We start from the raw sequence: 23,222 nt of genomic DNA, 5'->3' as shown, positions 1-23,222 counted from the left end.
AGGCAAGACAAGGAGATTTCATATGCCCCGTATCCTCATCACCGGTTGTTCCTCTGGTTTCGGTCAGGCCATCGCAGCGCAGTTCCTCGATCAGGGCTGGGACGTCATCGCCACGATGCGCAGTCCTTCTGCGGAAGGGCTGCCGGAGTCCGACCGCCTGCAGGTGCTGGCCCTGGACGTTACCAACGCCGCAAGCATCGCGGCCGCGATCGAAGCGGCAGGGCAGATCGACGCGCTTGTGAACAACGCCGGTGTCGGCATGCTCAACGTGCTGGAAGGTGCTGACATCGCCCGGGCCCGTGAGCTGTTCGAGACCAACGTTCTGGGTGCCATGGCGATGACCCGCGCCGTGATGCCTGCGATGCGCGCGCGCCGCAGTGGCGTCGTGGTCAACGTAAGTTCCAGCGTGACGCTGCGCCCGCTGCCCGCCCTGTCGATCTATAGCGCCAGCAAGGCCGCGCTGAATGCCTTTACCGAAAGCTTCGCGCTTGAGGTCAACGAATTCGGCATACGTGCCCGGCTGGTTCTGCCCGGCAGCGCGCCGTCTACATCCTTCGGACGCAATGCCGTGGCGCGGATGGGCATGGATGTGCCAGAGGCCTATGGCCCCTTCGTGCAGGCCTATTTCCAGAGCCTCCAGTTCGCGACCGAGAAGACCGAGGCGCGCGATGTCGCGCAGGCTGTCTGGCGCGCCGTTACGGACGAGACGGCGCCGATGAAGCTGCCCGCAGGCACGGACGCAGAAACCTGGGCGCGCGAAGCAGGCCTTGCCACGGCGTGACGCGTCCGATGCTGATTTTACTCTCAAACGGAAACACCCCATGAACAGACTTATCACTCTCTCCCGCGCCCTGCCGACACCAGAGTCTGAGATCACCGTCGCCTATACGCCGATCCAGCTGCCGATGCCCGGCCGCCAGCAGCTTGAGCTGCGTCTGACAGCACCTGCTGCCGGGGAGGACCTGCCCATCGTGATCCTGTCGCATGGCTTCGGCCCCTCGAACTACATCTCCTCCAAGGACGGCTATGCCCCGATTGCGCAGTTCTGGGCCGAACGGGGTGTCGCCGTCATCCAGCCGACCCAGGCCAGCTCCCGGGTTGGCGGGCTTGGCCCCGATCTGCCCGATGGACCTTTCTTCTGGCGCGAGCGGGTGGCGGAAATGCGCGCCATCCTCGACCAGCTGACCGAGGTCGAGGGACAGGCACCAGCCGTAGCCGGGCGGCTGGACCATGACCGGATTGCGGTAGCCGGGCATTCCTTTGGCGGGTTCACCTGCAGCCTGCTGCTTGGCGCGCGCCCGCAGGATGAAGACTTTTCCGACCCGCGCATCCGTGCGGGCATCCTGTTGGCCTCTCCGGGCCGGGGCGGTGCGGACCTGACCCCCGAAAACGCCGCGCGGTTTCCGTTCTTCGATGTGGATTTTAGCGGGATCAACACACCAACCCTCGTGGTTTGCGGTGCCGATGACGACCCGCATTTTACGCCGCGCGGCCCGGAATGGCACGCCGATCCGTTCCACGACGCCCCCGGCGCCGAGGCTCTGCTGACGATCAACGGCGTCGGCCACGGCCTGGGCGGCATCGCGGGATGGGACGCGCGCGAAACTGAAGCAGAAGACCCAGACGCGCTGGAGGCCACGCGGCGGCTGACGCTGGCCTGGTTTAGGAGCACCTTTGCGATAGAGCCCGCCGCCTGGACACAAAGCCAGTCCGCACTCAGGGAAAGTGCGGCATCCATTGCGGAAATAATTTCAAAATAGGGATGAATTTCAGCGGCGGCTTTGTCCGCAGAGGCGACCTTTGACCTTCAAACCTGAGCGCTGTTTGGGTGCGCGACCGCGGCGAATGGCAGGAATGAGCCCATGTTGACAAATTGCTGCGCCGCGGCAAGGTTCCCCATCTATGATCAAAGATCGTGAGTTCAGACATGAAAAATACTGCTAACCGAACTTTTGGTGTCGTCGGGCTCGGCAATTTTGGCAGCACCGTCGCAAAGGAGTTGCAGCGATTCGGCAATCACGTCGTCGGGGTCGACATATCCGAAGCACGCGTCATAACCCTTGCCGATACACTCTCTCAGGCCATGATTGTGGATGCACGCGATGATGCGGCTTTGCGGGAAGCGGGCTTTGGTGATTGTGATGTGGCCGTAGTTGCCATGGGCGACGATCTGGAGGCCAGTATCCTTGCGGCGATCAACCTCAAACTTGTCGGGGTTCCGGTTGTTTGGGCCAAAGCCACGACCAAAACGCATCACCGAATTCTGAGCAAACTTGGTGTCGACAGGATCATTCATCCGGAAGTTGAGGTCGGTCAACACATCGCGCAGGTTTTGCACAACCCGCTGGTGCGTGACTATGTCAGCCTGGGCAACGGCTACCACGTTGTCAATTTTCGTATCCCTGAAAGCCTTGAAGGCAAGAGCCTGAAAGACCTGCCGCATGGCGATAAATTCAATCTGCGTTGCATCGGGGTCATGCGGGGAACCGATTACGTAGGGCAAGATGCGACAGGATGCCAACTGGAGCGGCACGACCTTCTGCTATTGCTCGGCCAACGAAAAGACCTGCGCAACTTCGCAGCTAGCCTCTAACCATGGTATTTCGGCCCTCGAAACTGGTGAAGCGGTTCGCGACCTTGCGGATGCCTCCCCCCGCGGTTCTGGTGCTCTTTTACCTCGCCTTCATCATCGTGGGTGCGCTGCTGCTCTGGCTGCCGATCTCACATCACGGTGAAATCGGACTGGGCGAAGCACTGTTTACATCAACCTCTGCCGTGACCGTAACAGGGCTTGTGCTTGCTGACACGGGTGCTGCTTTTACGGGCTTTGGGCAGGCTGTCATTGCCGCGCTCATTCAGCTCGGCGGGTTAGGCTTGATGACTTTTGCGGTGCTCTTGCTCGGGGCGCTCGGCATTCCGGTAGGTATGCCACAACGCCTGATCCTGCGCGAAGACCTGAACCAGACATCGCTGTCAAACCTGACCTATCTTGCGCGCATCATCTTTATCATCGCCCTGGTCTGCGAGGTGATCGGGGCCGCCTTGCTTGCCCTGGTCTTTGTTCCTGAGTTCGGCTGGCATGGCATATGGCAGGCGGTTTTTCATTCTATTTCGGCCTTCAATAACGCGGGTTTTGCGCTTTATCCCGACAGCCTCTCTCAATGGGTAGGCCACCCGATCGTCAACATTGTGATCCCTGTCATCTTCATTCTGGGAGGGCTCGGGTTCATTGTCGTGGGGGATATCTATCAGAAACGCCAGTGGCGCAAACTTACGCTGCATTCCAAACTGATGCTGCTCGGAACCGGCATTCTGATTGCCTGGGGGAGCATCATGTTCGGACTTCTTGAATGGACGAACCCCAACACCTTGGGCCCGTTGAGCACTGGCGAAAAACTATGGGCAAGTTGGTTTCAGGGGGTCACGCCGCGCACGGCCGGGTTCAATACGATCGACACCGGCGGAATGCATGACAGCACGACCATGTTGACGATGACTCTCATGTTGGTTGGCGGTGGCAGCACCTCGACTGCAGGAGGGATCAAAGTGACGACACTCTGCGTGTTGTTGCTCGCCACTGTCGCTTTCTTCAGGCGTCAAACAACATTGCACGCCTTTGGGCGATCTTTGGGTGTCGACGAAGTCATGAAGGTCCTCGCTCTCACGACCATTTCAATGCTTCTGGTACTAACGGGCATTTTTGTCACGTTGATCAATCACGACGGTGAATTCATCGACCTCGCGTTCGAGGTCACATCGGCATTCGGCACAGTGGGTCTGTCGCGCGGGACGACCGGAGAGCTTGATGGTATCGGCAGGGCAATCATTATGGCGATGATGTTCATCGGTCGGGTTGGCCCTCTGGCCATCGGTTTTTTCCTCGCGACCCGCAGCGCGCCGCGGGTAAAGTACCCCGCAGGGCAAATATATCTTGGGTAGCCAAGCGACACAGGTCGAAGGACCGCTTCGTCCGCATTGCGGACCTTGGAACGATACGCAGCAAGGGTAAGCTCTCTGTACCGATACAGCGCAATGGAGCCTAAACCGGCGAGCTACGGCAGGCAGAAAGCATTCAGTTGCTACGGGAGTCCGGCATGCTTAACATCAAGTTTCACAAATCATTTCAATCCGCCAGAGTAATGGAAAAGCCCCCAGTCTGGCCGCGCTCATATGGCGAGTTCGTCGGGGGGTGGGGCTGTTCCGCCAGTTGATCCTATCTTCAACACAGGCTTCGGTCGATGAGCTGCCGCGCAGGCAGCTGAGAAGATCGGTAAATGTCATCGGGACTGACGACCCAGCACGGGGGCCGGACTTCGGCTGCGAGCAACCGACGTGGGGCATAGCATGATCGTTTTGGCACCACACCACTATCATGTCTATCGCTCTCTCAGCACTTACTGCATGGCGATATTTTGTATCCGGCACGCCCCTAAGCTGACAGGGCATGGATAGGTTACTATACAAGTATCCCGTGACTATAAGTATTTGTGGTGACATCAGATAATAATGGGATACCCGAGATCCCTTCATTATCGATTTATAAGGAGACCTGATTATGACGACTACTGGAAAACAGTTGTTCACTACGCTCGAGGCCGACGGCACGCTGACCGTTGCGATTGAAGATGTGACCTTTGATGCTCCCACCGGCAATCAGGTTTTGGTCAAAATGGAAGCTGCGCCGATCAACCCGTCAGACCTTGCCATTCTGGTTGGCGGAGCAGACGTCGGAAACGCCGAATATACACAAGGCAAATTTGTGGCCAAGATGCCAGAGGCTGCAAATGCTGGATCTAAGGCGCGCCACGGAATGAAGCTGCCCGCTGGCAACGAAGGGGCCGGCACTGTAATCGAAGCTGGTGAAAGCGACGCAGCGCAAGCACTTGTCGGGCAGCGGGTGTCTTGCGTGCCAGGCAACGCCTACAGTCAATATTGTCTCGCCGACGCATCCATGTGTTTGCCTCTGGGCGATCATTCAGCCGAAGAAGGTGCAAGTGCTTTCGTCAATCCGATGACTGCGCTTGGATTTGTCGAAAACGCCAAAGCCGATGGACAGGACGCCATTCTCCATACGGTGGGAGCGTCAAACCTTGGGCAGATGCTGACGCGTATCTGTAAAGAGGACGGACTTGGGCTGGTAAACATCGTGCGCAAGGATGAACAGGTTGACCTCCTGAAGGAGCTTGGGGCGACGCATGTTGTTAATTCATCGGACGATGGTTTTATGGATCGACTGAGCGATGCCATCCGTGAAACAGGTGCGTTCTATGGCTTTGACCCTGTTGGTGGTGGCAAGCATGTCGATATGTCGTTTAAGGCGATGGAACGTGTCGCGATCGAGCAGATGACCGAATACTCTCGCTATGGCTCCAACCAACAGAAACGAATGTTTATCTACGGTCGCCTTGATACCAGCCCAACTTTGCTAACACCGTCCTACGGGTTCGGATGGACCCTGTCGGGTTGGCTATTGTTCCCCTTTTTGCAGTCCGTTGGACAGGAGACTATGGGTCGTATGCGGAAGCGTGTACGGGACAATCTTACTACCACTTTTGCCAGCACCTACAAATCACGTGTTTCATTGGAAGGCATGCTGAAGAAGGATGCCGTTATGGACTACCGCGCTATGAAGACAGGCGAAAAATACCTGGTGACGCCCTGGGCCTAAAAAATATTGAAGAGGCGCGGCTCATCATGAGCAGCGCCTGCTTTCCTAGATTACCTACTACTGCGGTGCAGCTGAACGGTACCATATATCGGCGAAGCAAGGCCATACAAGCACCAGTCGTGAGCTACCGGAGTGGTTTTCTGCGCATTGTGCGAGATGCAGGAGGGTCGGAAAGCTACGGGGGGGGACGACACATAAAATGCATAATCGCCAAAACTTCTGACCTTGTTATTGCATAACATCGCAAACCACGGCCAGATCATCACACTACTTTTTATAGAAAATAGGAAAAACGATAGAAAATCTTACTAAATGTATTTTTTGCACTCTCCATGGTCGTCACGCAACACGCAGCGGCGCGTTGCGCAGATAACTACTAAGCTGGCTGCATCGAGTGTGCGTTGCCCGAGACACGGATCGACGATCCGACCTCACTGTCAAACTCAACCTCGATGATTGACGGCGCTCCCATATCTTCGCCCTGCCGGATCGTGAATTGCCCGCCATGTGGCCACTTGCGATCCCGCAGATAACCGGCAAATGCCGCTGCCGCTGCGCCAGTAGCGGGGTCTTCCAAAACACCCCCGGATGCAAATGCATTGCGGACTGAAAAGGCGCGATCCCCCTCGATGTGAACGAGCATGATTGTCACGAGTTTGTGCCGCCGCATCATGTCCCGCCCCTCATCAAGATCGTAAGCCATTGCGGTTAGCCGGGCGCGATCACGAAGCGCAAACACCAAGTGATCGGCACCGCCATGAATGTGCGCTGGTGGCAGGCGCATGTCCAAATCGTCCGAGGTCAGGCCAAGCAGTGCCATCGCATTCATTGACTCATCGTCAGTTATCGCACGGCTTTCGGTTGGCGGCGACGCCAGCATTGCCGCCATGCCTTCAGCCGATGTCGCAGCATCGACCGTGATCGAAGCGTTGTTCAAATCCAGATTATAGGTTCCCGGACCATTGCGCTGTCCAAGGGCGGCCCCGAGCGCAATGGTCGCGTGCCCACAGAACGATACTTCCGACTCTGGCGAAAAATAACGGACGCGCCACGACCGATCTGTCCCTTCTACGGGAACGGCAAAGACTGTTTCAGAGTATCCGACCTCGGCTGCCACCTTTTGCATATCCGCTTCGGGTGCGGCGTTGTCGAGCAGAACGACCCCGGCAGGGTTGCCGCCTTTGCCGTTAGCACTGAAGGCTGCAATGCGCTGAATATTCATGTTTGGTTCTCCATTTTGGTTATGGTCAGAATATGCATGTTCCCAACCCATGACGTCCCGGCGATACCGTAAGTATTATCAGCATTATGCGATCACATCGGCAGTCTATTAGCGTATTCAACCACTATGACGAAAGCTATTGATGAAATTGACCGGGGAATCATCTCCCCCTTTGAACATGACGGACGAGCGAGCTTGGCCGAAATTGGAAAAGGCGTCGGTCTCTCTGGACCAGCAGTCGGTGAGCGCTTGCGGCGCTTACAATCGGATGGGGTGGTCGAGGGGTTTACGGTATGTGTAGATGCAAAGGCCCTTGGCTATACGCTGGAGGCCATTGTCCGTATCAAACCACGTTCAAGACAGCTTCATAACGTCGAGCAGATAATCCAGAATGAGCCACGTTTTACATCCTGTGACCGAGTGACCGGTGACGACTGCTTCATCGCTCGCTTAGCCTTGGTGAGCGTCGCGGAACTTGACGATGTCCTGCTGCCGCTTCATGAGCGAGCCGAAACGCATACATCAATCGTCAAGTCGTCACTTTTGCGCAACCGGATGCCCGGTCTATCACCTAAAATACAGGCTCCTTAAAATCGCTGTTTGTTAAACGGGTTCATTGAACCCGACATTCGCGCACTTGCACCGAAGGTCTCCAAGGTCCGCTTAGCAGTCACCGCCCCATTAAAATGCTGCGTTCCATTGCCAATGGCCGCTTTAGGAAAGCTGCGACGCGGCATCGTCGGGGCCGGTCAATGTCCGGTTAGGGCCGTTCGTGTCGACTGACACCTTGGGTGGATTGCGGTCATTCGCTGCGTCGCGCACTGAGGTCTGCTGTGCGGACTTTGTTGCCGTTCGCTGCGGACGCACAGTTTCCGTTTCAGTTGAGAAGACCTCTTGGAGAAAGGACGGATACCGGACTTTCTCTGCACGGGAACTAAAGGTCTGATCTAAATCGAGTGCAACTACGGTTGTGCGGCCAATACGAGCTGCCTTCTGTGATCTCGTAGCTGAGCATTGGCATCTGTGTCGCCCAGCAGGCTCCCCGTTATTGGTTACGGTGCGAGGATCGGTATGATGGACAATAAGCACAGCATTGCCCGCGCGGCCTTTTTTTCCCGATAAGGGTGGTCAGTTAACCGGTTTGTATCCCGAAAGTGTACAGGTTAAGAAGCGTCCGATCTCGCCCAGTGGAGGCTGAGATGAGCGCAACTCCCTACGCGCGCCGTGCCGCCATCCAAGCAGCACGGAGGTGTCGAAAGCACCGACCCCGAACAAGCCGCGGCCCGTGGCAATACCTTAAGCGATGTCGTGCTCGGCAACGCCGGTGACCGCTTGCGACAACAACATGGCAAGGACTTATGCAACTCAACACCCTTGGAACACCGCTTATACTCTTTCTGATCCTCTTTTTCTTCGGCGGAACATTTCTTTTATCGCTTACCATTGGGCGCAAGCGTGAGAACGCTGATAACTACATGACTGCGGGCAATGAGGTTGGTTTCGGCATCTCCGCGGCCTCTATGACTGCCACCTGGATCTGGGCCGCATCGCTTTATGCCTCGGCCACGTCAGGCTACACATATGGCATCTCGGGACCTATCCACTATGGTCTCTGGGGTGCGCTGATGATCCTTTTCATCTATCCTTTCGGGCGCCGTATTCGCAGTATCGCGCCAAACGCGCATACTCTGGCTGAAATTCTGCACGCGCGCCACGGCCGATCCAGCCAGTTGATACTTGCGGGGTCCAATTTGCTGGGCAGCCTGTTGAGCCTTACGTCCAACTTCATCGCAGGTGGTGCGCTGATTGCAATGCTCTCGCCCGTTTCCTTTAGCGCAGGTATTTTAATGATCGGCACCGGTGTGCTGCTCTATACGCTATGGTCCGGGGTGCGGGCTTCGATCCTGACCGACTTCATTCAAGTCTGCGCCATGTTAGGCGCTGTTGTTATCATCGTTCCAGCAGTGTTTTTCGCGGCAGGCGGGCCTGAGATTTTCTCAACCGGTGCGGTCAACCTCACGCCCTCGCAGCAGAGCTTCTTTTCCTCTGACGCATTCTTCAACCAAGGCGCGCCCTACATCGCGGCGGTTCTGGCATATGCCATCGGCAACCAGACTATCGCCCAGCGTCTTTTTGCGGTGAGGGAAGACAAAATCCGCCAGACCTTTGTGACCGCGACAATCGGCTATGGGGCCACTGTGATCGGTGTCGGTATCCTTGGTGTGCTGGCACTTTATCTCGGGGTTGAGCCGATGGACGGCGATACCAACAACCTGATCCCGCAGCTTGCATCCATGTATCTTGGCCCGGTGCTGCTGTGCGTCTTTTTTGTGATGGTCATTGGCTCACTTGCATCCACTGCGGACTCGGATCTGGCAGCGATGTCTTCGATCGTGATGACCGATATCTATGGGCGTAATATAGCGCAAAATGGCAATGCAAACCCACGGCTTTTGCTGTTGGTGGGCCGAATTACTATGATCACGGCAACGCTTGCTGCGCTGTTCTTTGCTTCAAGCAAGTTCAACATTCTGGAGCTTTTAGTATTGGTTGGCGCGATTTGGGGGGCATTGGTTTTTCCTGTGATCGCCAGCTTTTATTGGGATAAAGTCACAAACAAGGCTTTCTCCATCTCAGTTATTGCGGCACTCGCAGCCTTCTTCCCTGTTCGCTTTGGCTGGATCGCATTGGAGGGGGCAACGGCATTTGCAACAGACCTTCTGGCCGTCATTGGTGTCGGTGTGATTGCGGGACTGATGATTTTTGGCTTCCTCGGTCGTACCGCCGGCATCGCGGCCGGGTTGATCGCATCCATAGTGGTACTTCCCTTTGGGGTCGGTTTTTTGCACCAATACCCGGTGTTGACCGCGTCGCTCTTGGCTTACGCCGTCAGCATGATCCTTTGTGTGGCACTGTCCTGGTCCGGACGTGAGCGGTTCGATTTCGACCGCATCAGTGCCAAGACCGGTAATTTCGACACCGCAACACCCACCGTTTAACGAAAGGAAGACCAATGTCTCCGACTTTTCTGACGATCTATGTACTGATTTTTCCGGTCATTGTTGCGGCCGTGCTATTCTTCTTGCTGCGTGCCTTTTGGAAGGAGTGGCGCAAAGCCAGCCGCGATGGGAAAAGCATTATATAGCACTTTTCTTCGGCTCTGCGGCCCTTCCCTCTAAGCCCGCAGCAGCTATCAAGAAGGTGCGCCGCTCCTAAATCTGCAAGGTTTCTTTCTTAGCCTCGTTACCCCTCACGATGGTACAATATGATGCTGTCGCGAGGGGTTTTCTGGCATCAACAAAAATTTTCGACGTACACGCGCCAGAAGACGAATCTCGATATCTTCAATTGCGCGCAGTGTTCTAAATCGCCGAAGCGTGACGCCGAACAAGCGGAAACTTAGGCGGGCTGGTCTTCGATCACCACGCAGCTTCAGAAGGCCGTCACTGCTGCGAAGTCAACAAACCGCAGCTATGCCTGCTCTGTCGACCTTCATCCTCCGAAAATGCCGCGCCATGGACGAATGGCCAGTCTGGGGAAGCTGCGGCGCGGCATCGGCGTGCTGGATGGAAGGCCGCTTTGGGCCGCCCGTATCGAGTGATAAGGGGCTGAGGCGCAAAGATCATGCTGTTGTGCGGAGCGCCGCATTGATCTAAGTTCTTCCACTCGCTGACGTGCTACAGTCATACGGCGAAATTTTCAGTCTTGACCGACAGTTGCATGGATACGGGTGGAATGGCATTCTAAGAGCCTAACCTTTTGGAATTATGATGCTCATCAATGTTGGCGATGCCCGCACCTCAAATATTGATCTGGTTCTGGCGGGGTTACTTTCTTCAATTGCTGGTGCCTTGAACGCCGTCGGGTTCCTTATTGCCGGATCATTCACGGCAAACATGACAGGAAACATCTCGGAATTTGCCGAGCACATCGCGAATGGCGCGATCCCGCTGGCACTTTCCTTCTTGGGGCTGGTCGTTGCCTTCATCTGTGGTGCAAGCATAGCCGCTCTTGCCATCCAGGCCGGACGCAAACGACAGCTCCCTTCGGTCTACGCTTTGGCAATTGCTGGCGAGGCCATCATTCTTCTTCTGTTCGGCACTGCACTTGCCATGTCATCGGCCGCTGAAACAGAGACATTTCTGGTCATTGTCCTCAGCTTCGTTATGGGCCTTCAAAACGCGGTAACGACGATGATTTCACGGGCGCGCGTCCGCACCACCCATGTGTCTGGAATGGCAACTGATATTGGCATCGGGCTGGCGGCGCTTGTCGGGGGTGAGAGATCAAGGTCAGACGCCGCGTCAAATCTCCGGCTGCACGGCTTGACCCTCGCCAGTTTTGCCTTCGGCGGTTTTTGTGGTGCGCTGTCTTTTCAGATTTTCGGGAATTGGGTATTTGCGCTCGCCGCAGCCCTCTTGCTGCTCATCGCAGTGCCAGAAACTCTTAGAGCACACCGCTCCTGAACACCGTTCAAAACCGTCCGTATGTTGAATGCTTCACCTAACCGGACATGGGTGTATGCGCAGCGATGGCCTGTCCCACTGACTGACGATTCCGACGGCAAAATGCTGCGCGGCGCACGGATGGCCGGTCTGGGGAAGCTGCGGTGCGGCATCGGACACATTGGCGAGAGGCGGCTCTGCGCCGAATGTGTTGCGCAACTATCTGTGAAGTGACGTAAATCTCATGGCGAGTATGGAGACTTTCCCACACGCTATGAAACAGTAGGCCGCCACGTAAGCTGCGGCGGCCAACCGTCACGACTATGCCTTTAGGTGATGGTAAAACCGCGGCCGACAGGGTCGGTTTCATCGATCAACCATTTGGCATAGCCGATAACTTTGGCAGTGCCCTTAACCGTAGGGATTACGGCGCGTTGGTTCCCCAGCATGGTTTCGCCCAAAAGCTGGCCTTCAAAGCGCCCCTGTCCCAGCAGGCCTTCGGATTTGATGGTTTGACCGATCTTCATCTGCCCACGCGCTTCGAACATTGCCATCATCATCGAAGTGCCTGTGCCGCCGGGCGAGCGATCAAGCTTACCGTCGCTGAAGACATGCACGTTGCGGTAAAGGCTGTCCGCGTGGTCAGGCTCTTGCCAGAAGGTAGTGAAGTTCAGTCCCTGAATATGCTTCTCAGTCGGGTGCTGAATCTTCATCTTGGCGTTGATCTGATCTTTCACCATTACACCCATCTCAGACAGCAGCTTGCCGTTCTGGGGGCCGATCGGGCGTTCCCCGTCTGGCCATTTAACGACAGCAAAGAAGTTGCCACCAAAGGTGATGTCAGCCTTCAATTCGCCATAGCCCGGCAGGGTGATCGGCACATCTTGTTCCAGAACAAAGGCAGGAACGTTTTGGAATTTGGTCCAAGCGATTTGACCGTTTTCGCGGCCAACTTCAGAGGTCACGTCACCCGCCGGTGTTTCAAAACGGATTTTCGTCACATCGCCGCCCGCGTCATGCACCAGCCCGTGAGAGACAAGTGCCATGGACAGTGCGATTGTGCCGTGACCACACATCTCCATGAAGTCATCGCCGTCGCACCAAAGCATACCGGCATCATAGTCGGGGCTGGATGGGGGCGTGACGAAGACGCCGACCATATCGTGGTGGCCACGTGGCTCACGCAGAAGGGCGGTTCGCACAAAGTTATAGTTGTCTCGGATAAACTGACGTTTTTCGGTGACGCTCAGCCCGTGGGGATAGGGGATGCCCCCATGGATGATGCAGGTGGGTTCACCATCGGTATGTGTATAGATCACATCGACGAAACGGTTATTGGTCATCATTGGACAGAGTCCTCCTGTGGTTTTTCTTGAAAAGTGAAAAAGTGTTAGAGTCCGAGCGCGCGCGGGATCAGCAGCACAAGTTGATCGGGGAAGGCGATCACGGCACCCAGAACAAGGAACATCACCGCGATAAAGGGCAGGTTCGCCCGGGTTAGGGTCAAGATATCGACCTTCGCGATGACGCTGGTGATAAACAGCGCGGCCCCAACTGGCGGCGTCTGTTGGCCGATGCCCCAGCAAAGGACAACGACCATGCCAAAGTGGATTGGGTCAATCCCCAGTAGTTTTACAGCGGGAAGGAACAGTGGCACGATGATGAAGATCATCGCAATCCCGTCCAAAAAGGTGCCCGCGATGATCATGATCGCGCTCAGCATGATGAGGAACAGAATGGGTGACATGTCCATCTGTGCGAGCGGCGCGAGAATGCTGTCAGCCAATTGTTCAAACGTGAAGGCAAAGCCCATGACATGCGCAGTTGCAGTCACCAGCATCACTGCGCCGGATAGAACTGCGGCTTCGCAGAAGGTTTGATAGAGTACACGCAGCTTGAGGGTACGGTAGTAGAACATGCCAACAAAGATGCCATAAACAACAGCCACGGCAGAGGCTTCAGTCGGGGTAAAGATACCCCCCAGAATGCCCCCAAGGATGATGGTCGGCATTAGCAGCGCGGGAAGCGCTTTGCCAAAGGCAACCACCATGCGTTTGCCGCTGAAAGGTGCCTCAACTGGGTAGCCTTCGCGCACCGAGATGATCCATGCTACAATGATCAGAGCCACGCCCAGCAGCACGCCCGCCATCAGCCCCGCAGCAAAAAGCGCGCCAGTGGAGATGCCAAGATAGGCCCCCAGAATGACCATGGGCACGCTGGGCGGAATGATGATACCAATGGTGGACGAGGCGGCAGTTACGGCCGCGGTGAAGGGGCGGCTGTAGCCGCGCTTAATCATCGGGTCGATGATCATCCCGCCCACGGCGGCAGTGTCGGACATTGAGGTGCCGCTCATCCCAGCAAAGAACATTGAGGTGACAACATTAACCGCCGCCAGCCCGCCGCGCATTTGACCAACGAGGGTCTTAGCAAATTCGATTAGATGACCAGAGATGCCAGAACGGCTCATGATTTGACCGGCAAGGATGAAAAGGGGCACCGCAAGCAATGGGAAACTTTGCACCCCGCGGTAAAGACGCTGGGCGACGATCAACTGGTCGATGTCTCCCATCCAGAAGATGCCGATGGCGATGCAAACCAACGCAAATGCGATGGGCAGGCCGATGCCGATCAACCCCAACAGGATGCAGAGGATTAAAAGCAGTTCCATGGTCAATTATCCTCGGGTCAAAGATCGAAAGGGCTGTTGTCGGCGTCTTGGCGGCTGTCGGGGTCAAGCCCCTGACGGATGCGCGGCAGGCTGCGGGCAATCTGTATCAGCGCATCAAGGCAGATCAGCGCGCCTGCAATGGGGATCGCTGCGTAGAGCCAGCTACTGGAGATTTCCAACACATTGGTAGTTTGGCCTGCAAAGCGGATAACCTGCCGCCCACCGTACCAAGCCATGATCCAGCCCACGCCACCGATGAGTACCTGGTTGACGACGTAAAGAACGCCTTGCACCCAGAAGGGCAGCTTGCGCACGAGGACATCGACCTTCAAATGCGCACCCCGGCGCAGCGCCAAATAGCTGCCTAAAAAGGTAATATAGGTCAGCAGCGCCAGCGAAACCTCAAAGCTCCAGCTGAGCGCGTTGTCGAGGAGATAGCGGTAGATTACCGCCAGAAACGCCACACCGACGGCCGCAAGCAGCAGGGCTGAGATGATCGCTTCGAGTATGCGGTTGATCATGGCTATCTCCTCGGGGCTGGGTTTACTGATCTGCGGCGCGGATCAGATCAATCAGCTTTTGTGCATCGGGGCCCTGCTCGGCTGCCCAATCTTCCCAGATTTGGCCGGATTGCGCGGTGAAGGCCTCAACATCCGCCTCGTTCACCTCCATGCCTTCTTCCTCAAGGAAGGTGACGATCTCAGTGTCGGCTTTGATTCCCAGTTCAACTGAACGTGCCTCGGCGGCCTCACCTGCTGCGAGCACAGCGGCCTGCTGGTCTTCGGTAAGGGCTTGGAATTTGTCTTCGGCCATCAGGAGATAGGTGACTGTATAGAGGTGATTGGTCAGAGAAAGGTACTTCTGCACTTCGTAAAATTTGGTGCTTTGTGCCCAGATCACTGGATTCTCTTGCCCGTCATAAACGCCGGTCTGGAGCGCCGAGTAGAGTTCGCTGAACGGTAGTGGGGAGGCATTGGCGCCATAGTGATTGAAGATCGCAATGCGCAGGGCGCTGCCTGGGGTGCGAATTTTGACGCCTTTCAGGTCTTCGGGGGTCGTGATGGGGCGGACATTGTTAGTGATCTGGCGAAAGCCACCTTCCAAAAAGCCAACCACCCGCAGGCCTTTTTCGGCAAGCATAGCTTCGATCAATTGGCCTGCTTCGCCATCCATTGCCGCTTTCACGTGTTCGCGGCTGGAAAAGATATAGGGCAACGCGGTTGCGCCAAGTTCAGGAGCGACGGCGGTGATCGGTGTTTCGATTGTGGCCATGTCGAGGATCGAGGACTGCATCGCTTCAATCGAGCTTTCCTGATCGCCGAGCGCGCTGGAGTGGAACAATTTGGTGCCGAGGCTTCCGCCGCTTTTGTCCTTCAGAACCTCGTTGAAATGCTCAACCGAGCGGAATGCGATCCCGTCTTCGTTGCCGGGAACATTGACACGGAAATTGATATCTTGCGCCACTGCGGGCAAGGTTGCCAAAGCGCTGGCCGAAGCGGCTAAAGCAAAGGCGGCAAAAGTTCTGCGGTTCATCTTGAGTCTCCCTCTCTGTACCCCGTTGTATACGGTGGGGCTGTATATGACGTTAGACAGCCATAAACTCTCTCGATAGAATAGATTAGACAGATAGATGGATAATTCAGACATTTTTGTTCGAATTCACTGCCCTCTGGTCATGACGCTACCGTTTATGGAGATGTGATGCGCCGTACTGAACAGAAACTTCGTGTCGGGTTTTTGCTGTTGGATAGCTTCACCCTCAACGCCTTCTCCGGATTCGTCGAAGCGATCCGCCTTGCCGCTGATCATGGTGGCCGCAGCCGGCAGGTTGCCTGTGGTTGGGAAGTTATGGGGAAGGGCAAGGTTGCGGCCAGTTGCGGGCTGACCATTACAGCAACAGCACCTTTGATAAATCCGGAAGAGGTCGACTATGTCGCGGTCTGCGGTGGCAATGGTTACCGTATTAGGTCCCAGCCCCAATGGCTGGATCAATACCTTTCCGAAGCTACAGAGGCTGGTGTCCCTTTAATCGGGCTCTGTACTGGGACATTTAACATCGCGCGGGCAGGGCTGATGCAGGGCTATCCGGCCTGCGTGCATTGGAACGTAGCTGACGAATTCCATGATCAATTTCCGCGGGTCGAAGCCTTTACTGACCGGATATTTTTGGACGCCGGGGCGCGGATCACTTGCGCAGGGTCGACCGGGGCCTCGGATCTCGCACTTCACCTGATCCATCGCCACTGCGGCAGTGAGTATGCACAGCAGGCCATCCGACATATGATGATGCAAGGCCAGCGCGCGGGGACTTTTCCCCAAGCGCACTTCTCAAAGAGCACCCATGATGTGAAAGATGAGGTGGTACGGCGCTGCGCAGCACTAATGGAGCAAAAAATCAATATGCCGCCATCAATGGATGTCCTGGCCGCCGAGGTTGGGATCAGCGTCCGTCAGCTTGACCGGCGATTTAATCAGGCAATGGGGCAAACACCATCTCAGTATTTCCGTTCAATGCGGCTCAGCTACGCGCTTTGGCGATTGACGCATACCACGGACAGGATCGCCGAAGTTGCAGCTGACGCAGGGTTTGCAGATTCTGCGCATTTTCACCGTGAGTTTCGTAAGTCCTATGGCACGTCTCCAAGCCTATACCGTCAATCATCGAATACTTTCTAATCGGTGAAGGAATCCAAATATTGTGTCAGCTTTCCGGGGGGTGCGAGTGCTCTTTCATCTTGGTGTTATGAGACCGCCTTAAGAAATTAAAATCTCTCTGCGGTTGCTTGCGATGCACCTTCTGAGTGGCGGTCGACATTTTCACCAATTTATCTGGACGTTTGCGACTGAACGGGCTTCGTAAGGGCTCCCAAAAGCTGACCTTAGCTGCGTACTACATGTATGTCCGGTTTGGGCCGATTGGGACCTTTGCCGCGGACGCTGACCGCAACCAGACGAGGGGCGAAAGAGTCCGGAAAATCTTTACCGTCTTCGGCAAACGACCCGATCTCCTGATCACAAGAATGGAGACCATTATGAACTATGAGCAAACGACGACATTGAAAGAAGTCGAATACGACCTGATCGAGTGGGCAGGCAGTGGTGAGGAGGGGGAAGATCTGCCGGCATGCCTTGCCCATTGGGATCTGGACAAAGAGCAGCTGGAGATCATCAAGGAGGTTTGTGCGGTCCCCCACGCGGCGGCGAGCGTTGCCAATGCGATGTGGTGCATCACTGACAGGGACGGGCTCTCGTCGATTGCAGAGGTGCTGCGGACTCACTGATGACATTGTAGGGTCCCGAAGCGCGATCCTTGTTCGTCGACTGCGATATCGCCTTGTTCCGTATCCTGCCTGGTTACACCTCGCGCAGTAGACGCATGACTGCAATGCGGGCTTCTACCACAGCATCAAGGCTGGCTTGTGGATGTCTCCTTCGGGCCGGTCTGACGGCCCGCCTCAGCTTATTCGGGGCCGCCATTCAGGAAAGATATGATTGCTTCAGAAACATCTTGATGGATCGCCCGGCGTGCGTCCATAGATCCACCACAGATCGATGCATCACCTTCTTCCTCCATCAGGATCTTCGGTCCGGCGACCGTGCAAACGGCGAAGGCATCGAATGCCGACGCTTGGGGCATGACAAAGGACGGAGTCTGTTGACCATCAGCCGATGTGCGCGCGAGCTGGCCGAGGGAAATCGATAGCGCCCGAACATCCGCCGGCACTGAGCCCAGGTTCTCCGAGTATTCCGGGTTTATGGCTATCGCCGAAGTCACGCGGGGGTCTCGCGCCATCCCGGCGAGGCCGTCCGGGTTGGTGGCCGACATGTCGACTCCTTGGGCAGCAAACCACCCGCAATCCGGTCCGAGCTGCTCTCTTTCCTGCGCGCAAGAGTGAAGGTAGCCGGCAACATCCAGCTCCGCTCCGCCAACGGACAGGGCAGCGGTCGCCCCCAGTGCAAATCCTGCGACTGACACCGTGGTTTCATCAATTCGCGGCCCCCAGGTTGAATCGGCCAGCACCAAGTCAATCGCGCGGCTGATATTCTGTGGTCTTTGCCAGATTTCGTTCACAGCATCTTCGGCGTTGTCCGGGCGCGGGGCATTGACTTCGACCACGACGAAGCCTTCCCGTGCGATGGAGGAACTGAGCCAGGCACCTGAGTCAGTCGCGGACCGCAAGCCGCCATGTGATACGATTATCAGCGGAAGCGAGCTTTGCGTGAACTCGGCATTTGGTGCTGCTGCAACCCCTTCGAAAACAGGATTTCCAGCGACAGTGCCCGATGCTATTTCCTCAGGCGGATACCAGATCGACACGGACAAAGGGCGCCCGTCTTCGGATGTGTCCCGGAGATGGGCAAATCCCGGAACGGTTTCAGCAAGAGAAGGCCCCGCGACCAGGATCAGAGCCAACGACAGACCAAATTTCATTCCAGAACTCCCCGTGCGGGCCAAAAGACTATGTTACTTTATCATGGGCTTACTGAAAAAGGGCAATGACCACTCTGCCCGGGGAGCTGACCTTGGCGTGCCCAATCTTGCTGCTGGATGCCACCGATGTCCGGTTTGGCGAAGCTGCGACGCAACGCGGCCAGTCGGACGAATGACCGCAGTGGGCCGTCCGTGACGACGGCCCAAGCCTTCAGATTTCGATAGCTTCGGCGATCACCAGCGCATCTTCAAGCTCGACGCCGAGGTACCTGACAGTGCTGTCCATCTTGGTGTGACCCAACAGCAGTTGGACCGCCCTCAGGTTGCCTGTTTTCTTGTAAATCTGCGTAACTTTCGTTCGCCGCATCGAGTGCGTGCCATAGGCGCTTGCCTCCAGACCAATGGATGTCACCCAGTCACGCACAATGCGCGCGTACTGGCGGGTCGAGATGTGAAGCCGTGCGTGAAAACGCCCAGGCCAGAGGTATTCGGATCCGACCATCAGCGGTTCCCGCATCCATCTTGCCAGCGATGCACGGGTGCCTTCGGAGATTTCGAAGCGCACAGGTTTCTGGGTCTTGCTCTGAAGAACCGACGCGCGTTCCTTGATTTGGCCGGATGCCATAACATCGACAACCCTCATTTTCACCAGATCGCAGCCGCGCAGCTTGCTGTCGATGGCAAGATTGAAGAGGGCCAGATCACGGTGGTTCTCGGCCAATTCCAGCCGCACCCTGATCGCCCAGACGTGTTTGGGCTTGAGCGGCCTTTTCTGGCCGACGATCCGGCCTTTGTTCCAGGATGGGCGCAAGGCGCGGATGGCCGGTAAGTTTGATGTTTCCATGATGGATCCTCCGATCCACCACGCCCTCCCACATCGACAACCCGACGTTGACAAGACATCATATCACATGATGCTGCGCTGCCTCCGAGGTCCGCAGTGAGCCCATATTGACCGATGCTGAGCGTTGCATGAGCGGCCGCAATCTGAGCGAATGGGCTATTCGCTAAATTGGAAGACAACTCTTAGAGTGCGCATTATGAATGAAATCGGACCCTTAGTTTACCTGAAATTCAAGCCATGAAGGGTAGAGACCGAAATGCCCCGTGCTGGTGCGGCTCTGGCAAGAAGTTCAAAAAATGCCATCTCGGCCGAGATGCTCAGCCGAAGGGGAATCCCTGGGATGCTGTGAATGTAAACCGAAAAGCCTTTTCCCAAAAGAAGTGCTGTGCGCGTGACGTAGGTTTAGGTGATTGCGACGGCAGCGTGGTCAAAGCCCACACTGTCTCGCGCGGACCGAACCTGACCAAGATCGCCAAAGAAGGCCATGTTCTGCACTATGTTGCGAGCATATCGGACATGAACAAGAACGGCGGAATGCTATCTGTGAAGAAGATCGGCATCAAAGATGCGTCAGTTTTCCACGGCTTTTGCAGCAAGCATGATCGAGAGCTTTTCTCCTGTATCGAGAATGAGGTGTTTACGGGACGACCCGATCAGTGCCTTGCTGTGGCCTATCGCACAATGAGCAGAGAACTCTATGGGAAGGATGCTGGAGCGCATTTGAGAGAAACGTTGCGGGAGGCCGACAAGGGTTTGAAACCTTTCGAGCAATTCATGCTTCAGCAGATGTTGAACGAGATTAACACAGGGAATGAAGCTGCGCGACGCGAACTAAAGGCTACGCATGATGCGTTGACCACTGCACTGGTGGATGTCCGTCTCGATACAATTAGGTCGGTTGTCTTCGAATTTGCGGCACCTTTGCCATTCATGTTTGCAGGCGCTTGGTCGCCCTTTACCGACCTCCATGGCGGAGAGCTTCAGAAAGGGTATGTGGACGAACTTCTTGAACAGATTTTCGTTTCTTCGTTTGCTGGTGACTCCAGCGCTACGATTTGTGTTTCTTGGCGAAATATTGACGACGCGCCCGGGCATGTCATCGCAGATCAGCTTTTGGCACTGCCGGATGATCAACGAGCATTAGCGTGCCTTCAGTTTGTAATGAAGCATGTGGAGAACGTCTTTTTCAATCCCGACTGGTTCCAAGCTTTGGATGGCAAACAGAGAGAGCGGCTCAACCAGCTTGCAGCCGACGGTCTTGATCCGATGGGCAGCGTCCCATCAATGCCTGTTCACTTGGATGTAGACTTTCAACTGCCTGCGTCAGCGAGATCGTTTCAAGTTTGACCACGACATGGCGTTTCGCCTTAGCGACTTTGCTATTTGCGGTCATTGGAGTAACCGCAGCGAAAGGTCGCTTGGTCCGCATCGCCGACATCGAATGGGCCAAAATGCTGCGCAACTGTTCCAATGACCGCTTCGGGGAAACTGAGGCGCGGCGACGCGTGGTTGGATCAATGTCCGGATTGGGCCGTTCGTGTCGCTCGACACCAAGGGCCGGTGGTTTGCGAGCATCAACAAAAATCGTCGAACATTTCGCCGCCTTCCCATGGTAAGCCTCGAGCCAAAGTGAATGCTTTTTCGGCGCCATCTCGCATGAAGAACGTGCCTTGTCTCTCATGAACGAATTGTTCATTTTCAAAAGTGATCTTGGACACCGACCAGGGTTTTATCTCGCTTTCGTTGTGCGCGCCCAAGTAAGTAGATTGCGTCTTCATGGCCGATCATTGCAACGTCTCCAACCTTCGTCTCTCCCCACGGTGAAATAACCGCAACGACACCTATATGCAGTTGGTCGAAGTATGCTTTGAGGGGCTGAGCTACAGTTGTGTCAGGGCAAAGAGGAAATTCTGCGGGCACCCTCCAGTTTCGCTGAGCCGCGCCAACTGTTTTGGCTGCAACCAGTTGTTCAGTTTGTTTTTCAACTGGTGTTGGGTCGCGGCCAAAAATCCAGTCTCCCAGACTCCCGCCGGACGATGGCTTCTCTGAGACCGCCCATGCCAGCATCCGTTGCAGACTATATTCAGCTTCGCGGGGCGTCACATTCTTCATCCATTCGAAATCAACAGCTAGAGCCCCATTCTTCGGATTGCGTGGATCGGCAAGGAAATCCTCAATGCTACCATACCGATTTTGGTTCCGCTTCGCGGTGATGGGATTGAGAAGGATGTTCTCGAGGCGTGTGACCCATCGTAAGTTTTCAGGGCGATTGTTGCGGCGGTTCGTATCTATGTGATCCACTATGTGGCTGTTACTTGGTTGTTCTCCATGAAATGCAGTAGCGACAATCCGGTGAAGCTTATGATCTGAGATCGTCATGTAGCCATCGCTTTTACTTGGATTGCCGAAAGTCCAAGATTCATCAAGCGGCCGTTTTCGCATGCCAATACGGGCCTGTCTAAGAACTGCGCCGTTGTCTCGACCACTTTAGTTTTCCCCACGATAAGCGCAGTCAACTTCGGTTCTAAAATACTCCAGGGAATCCAAGATCCACCCCTTCCATCGTTTTCGCAACTTCACATATCATGGATCGCGACTTGCAACCGATAGTGGTGAGCGCAGATCTTAGCATCAAGCTTGAATGATGGGATCACCTTTTTGTGGTGCTATTCCTCTATCGTCGTTGGGCGCAAATAGATCCCCAACGAGCTTTAGATATGATTGCCTGCGCCACTGCAGGTGCGTTACATCGCTCGAATGACCATCGAGCATACAGACGACGATCATGAACTTCGGTACTGGCGGGACCTGGAGCAACGTTTGCCACCAAATGGCGTCGCCTCCATCCTTCCTACGGATGCTGCGTGCCGAGAGCGACTTGCTTTGACGAGGTGGCCCACCGGAGTCGTCTGCATCAGGTGCGGGTCCATGGAGGTCGGGCAGCTGACTTTGCGAAAAACCTACCATTGCCGGAATTGCAGATATCAGTTCACTGTTTTGACGGGTACTCTGCTTCGCTCCAGTAAGTTGTCTGCGCAACTCTGGTTCGAAGTCGCTGACGAGTACATTCGCTGGCGGGCGAGGAATTCTCAACACGATTTTGGTCTTCATGCATTAGCTGAATTCATGGGTGTCGCATATCCAACAGCCTTCCGTGTCAGGAAAATCTTGAAACAAGACCTTGGTCCAGGTGGACCTGGATTGCTTGCCAAGTGCATCTGCTGCTCTTCGTAAGTGTAGCCTTTGTATTAACTGAGAAGCTTGGGGGACGTTTGTGGGCTTGTGGCTACCTTGTGGCCAGCAAGAGCACTGGTCCAAGTGTTGTTCGCATCATGCCATTCGAGCAACCTGTTGAGTTTTCTATATAGGAAAATATCAGCCCGCCGTATCAATCGAGAATTTTTACCCCTACTTCCGATCACCCCGGCGGCAACGCTGATCGAGAAGTAGTCAAGACGCAGAACCGGATGAATGAGGAAGAAGGAGTGGTTTGCGAAAAAAGTGAGAAGCGTAAAGCTCGCAAGTGCCTGATAACGAAGGGCAAATTGACTCTTTCGGCTGTTTCGTTCTACTCGGTAAGACAACGATTCGAGCCGAAGGACGATAGGTCTTCTTTGAACACACTATCAGGCCAAATGCGGGATGATCTCGCGTCAGAACGCAAGGAGCAGAACAAAATCGCCGCAGGGAAAAGCGACACCAACACGGTTCTGTACAGATACATCAGTACTTGTCGCATGCATACTAATCACGAGGGGAAAAGCACCGCTGTCAACCACAAACCATCAGCGCAAGGCGCTGAATGCACCAAGCCAAGAAGGTATAGTTCACTGCTGGTCGACGTAAGACATCAATAATCTAGTCGAGCTGACCTTCTTGTACAAGGCCGCCTGCGTAAAATCCGTCGGCATATCTTCCCGTCTGCCGAGCGCGCGATGGG

19 protein-coding genes are annotated in these 23,222 nt (G+C 55.5%); 11 read left to right on the top strand and 8 right to left on the bottom strand.

Translation table 11 applies throughout. The annotated features are described in order from the left end of the window. The first annotated feature begins 22 nt into the window (after positions 1 to 22). The 5 genes from DSM110093_RS13605 to DSM110093_RS13585 all read left to right on the top strand — a co-directional run bounded on the left by DSM110093_RS13605 (position 23) and on the right by DSM110093_RS13585 (position 5,668). Positions 23 to 781, top strand: coding sequence for an SDR family NAD(P)-dependent oxidoreductase (locus DSM110093_RS13605; protein WP_243265591.1), 759 nt, complete (start codon positions 23 to 25; stop codon positions 779 to 781). Positions 782 to 821: 40 nt separating this feature from the next. Continuing rightward, entirely contained in the window at positions 822 to 1,760 is a 939-nt protein-coding gene (locus DSM110093_RS13600; RefSeq protein ID WP_243265590.1) for a dienelactone hydrolase, read from the top strand. Between the two features lie 152 nt (positions 1,761 to 1,912). Next, the gene (locus DSM110093_RS13595; protein ID WP_243267726.1) at positions 1,913 to 2,593 is read left to right on the top strand and encodes a TrkA family potassium uptake protein; all 681 of its coding nucleotides are present in this window, start codon (positions 1,913 to 1,915) and stop codon (positions 2,591 to 2,593) included. Positions 2,594 to 2,595: 2 nt separating this feature from the next. Further along, positions 2,596 to 3,939 (top strand): potassium transporter TrkG, encoded by a 1,344-nt coding sequence (locus DSM110093_RS13590; RefSeq protein WP_243265589.1) that lies wholly within the window; start codon positions 2,596 to 2,598, stop codon positions 3,937 to 3,939. Positions 3,940 to 4,555: 616 nt separating this feature from the next. After that, positions 4,556 to 5,668, top strand: coding sequence for a zinc-binding dehydrogenase (locus tag DSM110093_RS13585; protein ID WP_243265588.1), 1,113 nt, complete (start codon positions 4,556 to 4,558; stop codon positions 5,666 to 5,668). A gap of 376 nt (positions 5,669 to 6,044) precedes the next feature. Here the strand turns inward: DSM110093_RS13585 and DSM110093_RS13580 are convergent, their stop codons facing one another. After that, positions 6,045 to 6,890, bottom strand: coding sequence for a PhzF family phenazine biosynthesis protein (locus DSM110093_RS13580; protein ID WP_243265587.1), 846 nt, complete (start codon positions 6,888 to 6,890; stop codon positions 6,045 to 6,047). A 126-nt stretch (positions 6,891 to 7,016) separates the two neighbouring features. Here DSM110093_RS13580 and DSM110093_RS13575 point away from each other — a divergent pair, with 126 nt between their 5' ends. The 3 genes from DSM110093_RS13575 (at position 7,017) to DSM110093_RS13565 (ending at position 11,356) form a co-directional block, all read left to right on the top strand. Next, the gene (locus DSM110093_RS13575) at positions 7,017 to 7,481 is read left to right on the top strand and encodes an Lrp/AsnC family transcriptional regulator (RefSeq protein WP_243265586.1); all 465 of its coding nucleotides are present in this window, start codon (positions 7,017 to 7,019) and stop codon (positions 7,479 to 7,481) included. Between the two features lie 767 nt (positions 7,482 to 8,248). Beyond that, positions 8,249 to 9,889, top strand: a complete 1,641-nt coding sequence (locus DSM110093_RS13570; RefSeq protein ID WP_243265585.1) for a sodium:proline symporter — start codon at positions 8,249 to 8,251, stop codon at positions 9,887 to 9,889. A gap of 771 nt (positions 9,890 to 10,660) precedes the next feature. Next, positions 10,661 to 11,356: a YoaK family protein gene (locus DSM110093_RS13565; RefSeq protein WP_243265584.1), complete on the top strand. Its 696-nt coding sequence runs from the start codon at positions 10,661 to 10,663 to the stop codon at positions 11,354 to 11,356. Positions 11,357 to 11,664: 308 nt separating this feature from the next. Here DSM110093_RS13565 and DSM110093_RS13560 read toward each other — a convergent pair whose 3' ends face one another. Genes DSM110093_RS13560 through DSM110093_RS13545 form a run of 4 tightly spaced genes read right to left on the bottom strand, consistent with a single transcriptional unit; the run spans position 11,665 to position 15,539 of the window. Then, positions 11,665 to 12,681 (bottom strand): proline racemase family protein, encoded by a 1,017-nt coding sequence (locus tag DSM110093_RS13560; protein ID WP_243265583.1) that lies wholly within the window; start codon positions 12,679 to 12,681, stop codon positions 11,665 to 11,667. Between the two features lie 44 nt (positions 12,682 to 12,725). After that, entirely contained in the window at positions 12,726 to 14,006 is a 1,281-nt protein-coding gene (locus DSM110093_RS13555) for a TRAP transporter large permease (RefSeq protein ID WP_243265582.1), read from the bottom strand. A 17-nt stretch (positions 14,007 to 14,023) separates the two neighbouring features. Further along, a complete protein-coding gene (locus DSM110093_RS13550; protein ID WP_243265581.1) occupies positions 14,024 to 14,527 on the bottom strand; it encodes a TRAP transporter small permease in 504 nt (167 codons plus the stop codon). A 22-nt stretch (positions 14,528 to 14,549) separates the two neighbouring features. Then, positions 14,550 to 15,539, bottom strand: coding sequence for a TRAP transporter substrate-binding protein (locus tag DSM110093_RS13545; RefSeq protein ID WP_243265580.1), 990 nt, complete (start codon positions 15,537 to 15,539; stop codon positions 14,550 to 14,552). A gap of 168 nt (positions 15,540 to 15,707) precedes the next feature. On the opposite strand from DSM110093_RS13545, the gene DSM110093_RS13540 reads away from it, so the two are divergent. Together DSM110093_RS13540 and DSM110093_RS13535 are read left to right on the top strand one after the other, a co-directional pair. Then, complete coding sequence (locus tag DSM110093_RS13540; RefSeq protein WP_243265579.1) at positions 15,708 to 16,682, top strand: GlxA family transcriptional regulator; 975 nt, start codon at positions 15,708 to 15,710, stop codon at positions 16,680 to 16,682. A 125-nt stretch (positions 16,683 to 16,807) separates the two neighbouring features. Next, positions 16,808 to 17,287 (top strand): hypothetical protein, encoded by a 480-nt coding sequence (locus tag DSM110093_RS13535; protein WP_243265578.1) that lies wholly within the window; start codon positions 16,808 to 16,810, stop codon positions 17,285 to 17,287. 179 nt (positions 17,288 to 17,466) lie between these two features. Here the strand turns inward: DSM110093_RS13535 and DSM110093_RS13530 are convergent, their stop codons facing one another. Both DSM110093_RS13530 and DSM110093_RS13525 read right to left on the bottom strand, forming a co-directional pair. Continuing rightward, positions 17,467 to 18,438, bottom strand: coding sequence for a hypothetical protein (locus DSM110093_RS13530; protein ID WP_243265577.1), 972 nt, complete (start codon positions 18,436 to 18,438; stop codon positions 17,467 to 17,469). 211 nt (positions 18,439 to 18,649) lie between these two features. Further along, positions 18,650 to 19,282, bottom strand: coding sequence for a tyrosine-type recombinase/integrase (locus DSM110093_RS13525; RefSeq protein WP_243265576.1), 633 nt, complete (start codon positions 19,280 to 19,282; stop codon positions 18,650 to 18,652). 237 nt (positions 19,283 to 19,519) lie between these two features. Between DSM110093_RS13525 and DSM110093_RS13520 the strand changes: the two genes are divergently transcribed. Next, positions 19,520 to 20,629, top strand: coding sequence for an SEC-C domain-containing protein (locus tag DSM110093_RS13520; protein WP_243265575.1), 1,110 nt, complete (start codon positions 19,520 to 19,522; stop codon positions 20,627 to 20,629). A 351-nt stretch (positions 20,630 to 20,980) separates the two neighbouring features. On the opposite strand, the gene DSM110093_RS13515 is transcribed toward DSM110093_RS13520, so the two are convergent. Further along, positions 20,981 to 21,724 carry an HNH endonuclease signature motif containing protein gene (locus DSM110093_RS13515; protein WP_243265574.1) on the bottom strand — a complete coding sequence of 248 codons (744 nt, stop codon included), beginning with the start codon at positions 21,722 to 21,724 and terminating at the stop codon, positions 20,981 to 20,983. Positions 21,725 to 23,222: the final 1,498 nt, after the last annotated feature.

It is taken from the genome of Sulfitobacter sp. DSM 110093, from assembly GCF_022788715.1.
Taxonomy (GTDB): Bacteria; Pseudomonadota; Alphaproteobacteria; order Rhodobacterales; family Rhodobacteraceae; genus Sulfitobacter.
The sequence above is the reverse complement of the archived record's forward strand: the minus strand, read 5'-3'. Positions and strand labels throughout refer to the sequence as shown.

Coding starts and splice junctions, on each gene's coding strand:
- DSM110093_RS13605 (WP_243265591.1), top strand. CDS start 23: ATGCCCCGTATCCTCATCACCGGTTGTTCCTCTGGTTTCGGTCAGGCC.
- DSM110093_RS13585 (WP_243265588.1), top strand. CDS start 4,556: ATGACGACTACTGGAAAACAGTTGTTCACTACGCTCGAGGCCGACGGC.
- DSM110093_RS13520 (WP_243265575.1), top strand. CDS start 19,520: ATGAAGGGTAGAGACCGAAATGCCCCGTGCTGGTGCGGCTCTGGCAAG.
- DSM110093_RS13560 (WP_243265583.1), bottom strand. CDS start 12,681: ATGATGACCAATAACCGTTTCGTCGATGTGATCTATACACATACCGAT.
- DSM110093_RS13530 (WP_243265577.1), bottom strand. CDS start 18,438: ATGAAATTTGGTCTGTCGTTGGCTCTGATCCTGGTCGCGGGGCCTTCT.
- DSM110093_RS13545 (WP_243265580.1), bottom strand. CDS start 15,539: ATGAACCGCAGAACTTTTGCCGCCTTTGCTTTAGCCGCTTCGGCCAGC.
- DSM110093_RS13575 (WP_243265586.1), top strand. CDS start 7,017: ATGACGAAAGCTATTGATGAAATTGACCGGGGAATCATCTCCCCCTTT.
- DSM110093_RS13540 (WP_243265579.1), top strand. CDS start 15,708: ATGCGCCGTACTGAACAGAAACTTCGTGTCGGGTTTTTGCTGTTGGAT.
- DSM110093_RS13565 (WP_243265584.1), top strand. CDS start 10,661: ATGCTCATCAATGTTGGCGATGCCCGCACCTCAAATATTGATCTGGTT.
- DSM110093_RS13550 (WP_243265581.1), bottom strand. CDS start 14,527: ATGATCAACCGCATACTCGAAGCGATCATCTCAGCCCTGCTGCTTGCG.
- DSM110093_RS13555 (WP_243265582.1), bottom strand. CDS start 14,006: ATGGAACTGCTTTTAATCCTCTGCATCCTGTTGGGGTTGATCGGCATC.
- DSM110093_RS13515 (WP_243265574.1), bottom strand. CDS start 21,724: ATGCGAAAACGGCCGCTTGATGAATCTTGGACTTTCGGCAATCCAAGT.
- DSM110093_RS13580 (WP_243265587.1), bottom strand. CDS start 6,890: ATGAATATTCAGCGCATTGCAGCCTTCAGTGCTAACGGCAAAGGCGGC.
- DSM110093_RS13600 (WP_243265590.1), top strand. CDS start 822: ATGAACAGACTTATCACTCTCTCCCGCGCCCTGCCGACACCAGAGTCT.
- DSM110093_RS13590 (WP_243265589.1), top strand. CDS start 2,596: ATGGTATTTCGGCCCTCGAAACTGGTGAAGCGGTTCGCGACCTTGCGG.
- DSM110093_RS13570 (WP_243265585.1), top strand. CDS start 8,249: ATGCAACTCAACACCCTTGGAACACCGCTTATACTCTTTCTGATCCTC.
- DSM110093_RS13525 (WP_243265576.1), bottom strand. CDS start 19,282: ATGGAAACATCAAACTTACCGGCCATCCGCGCCTTGCGCCCATCCTGG.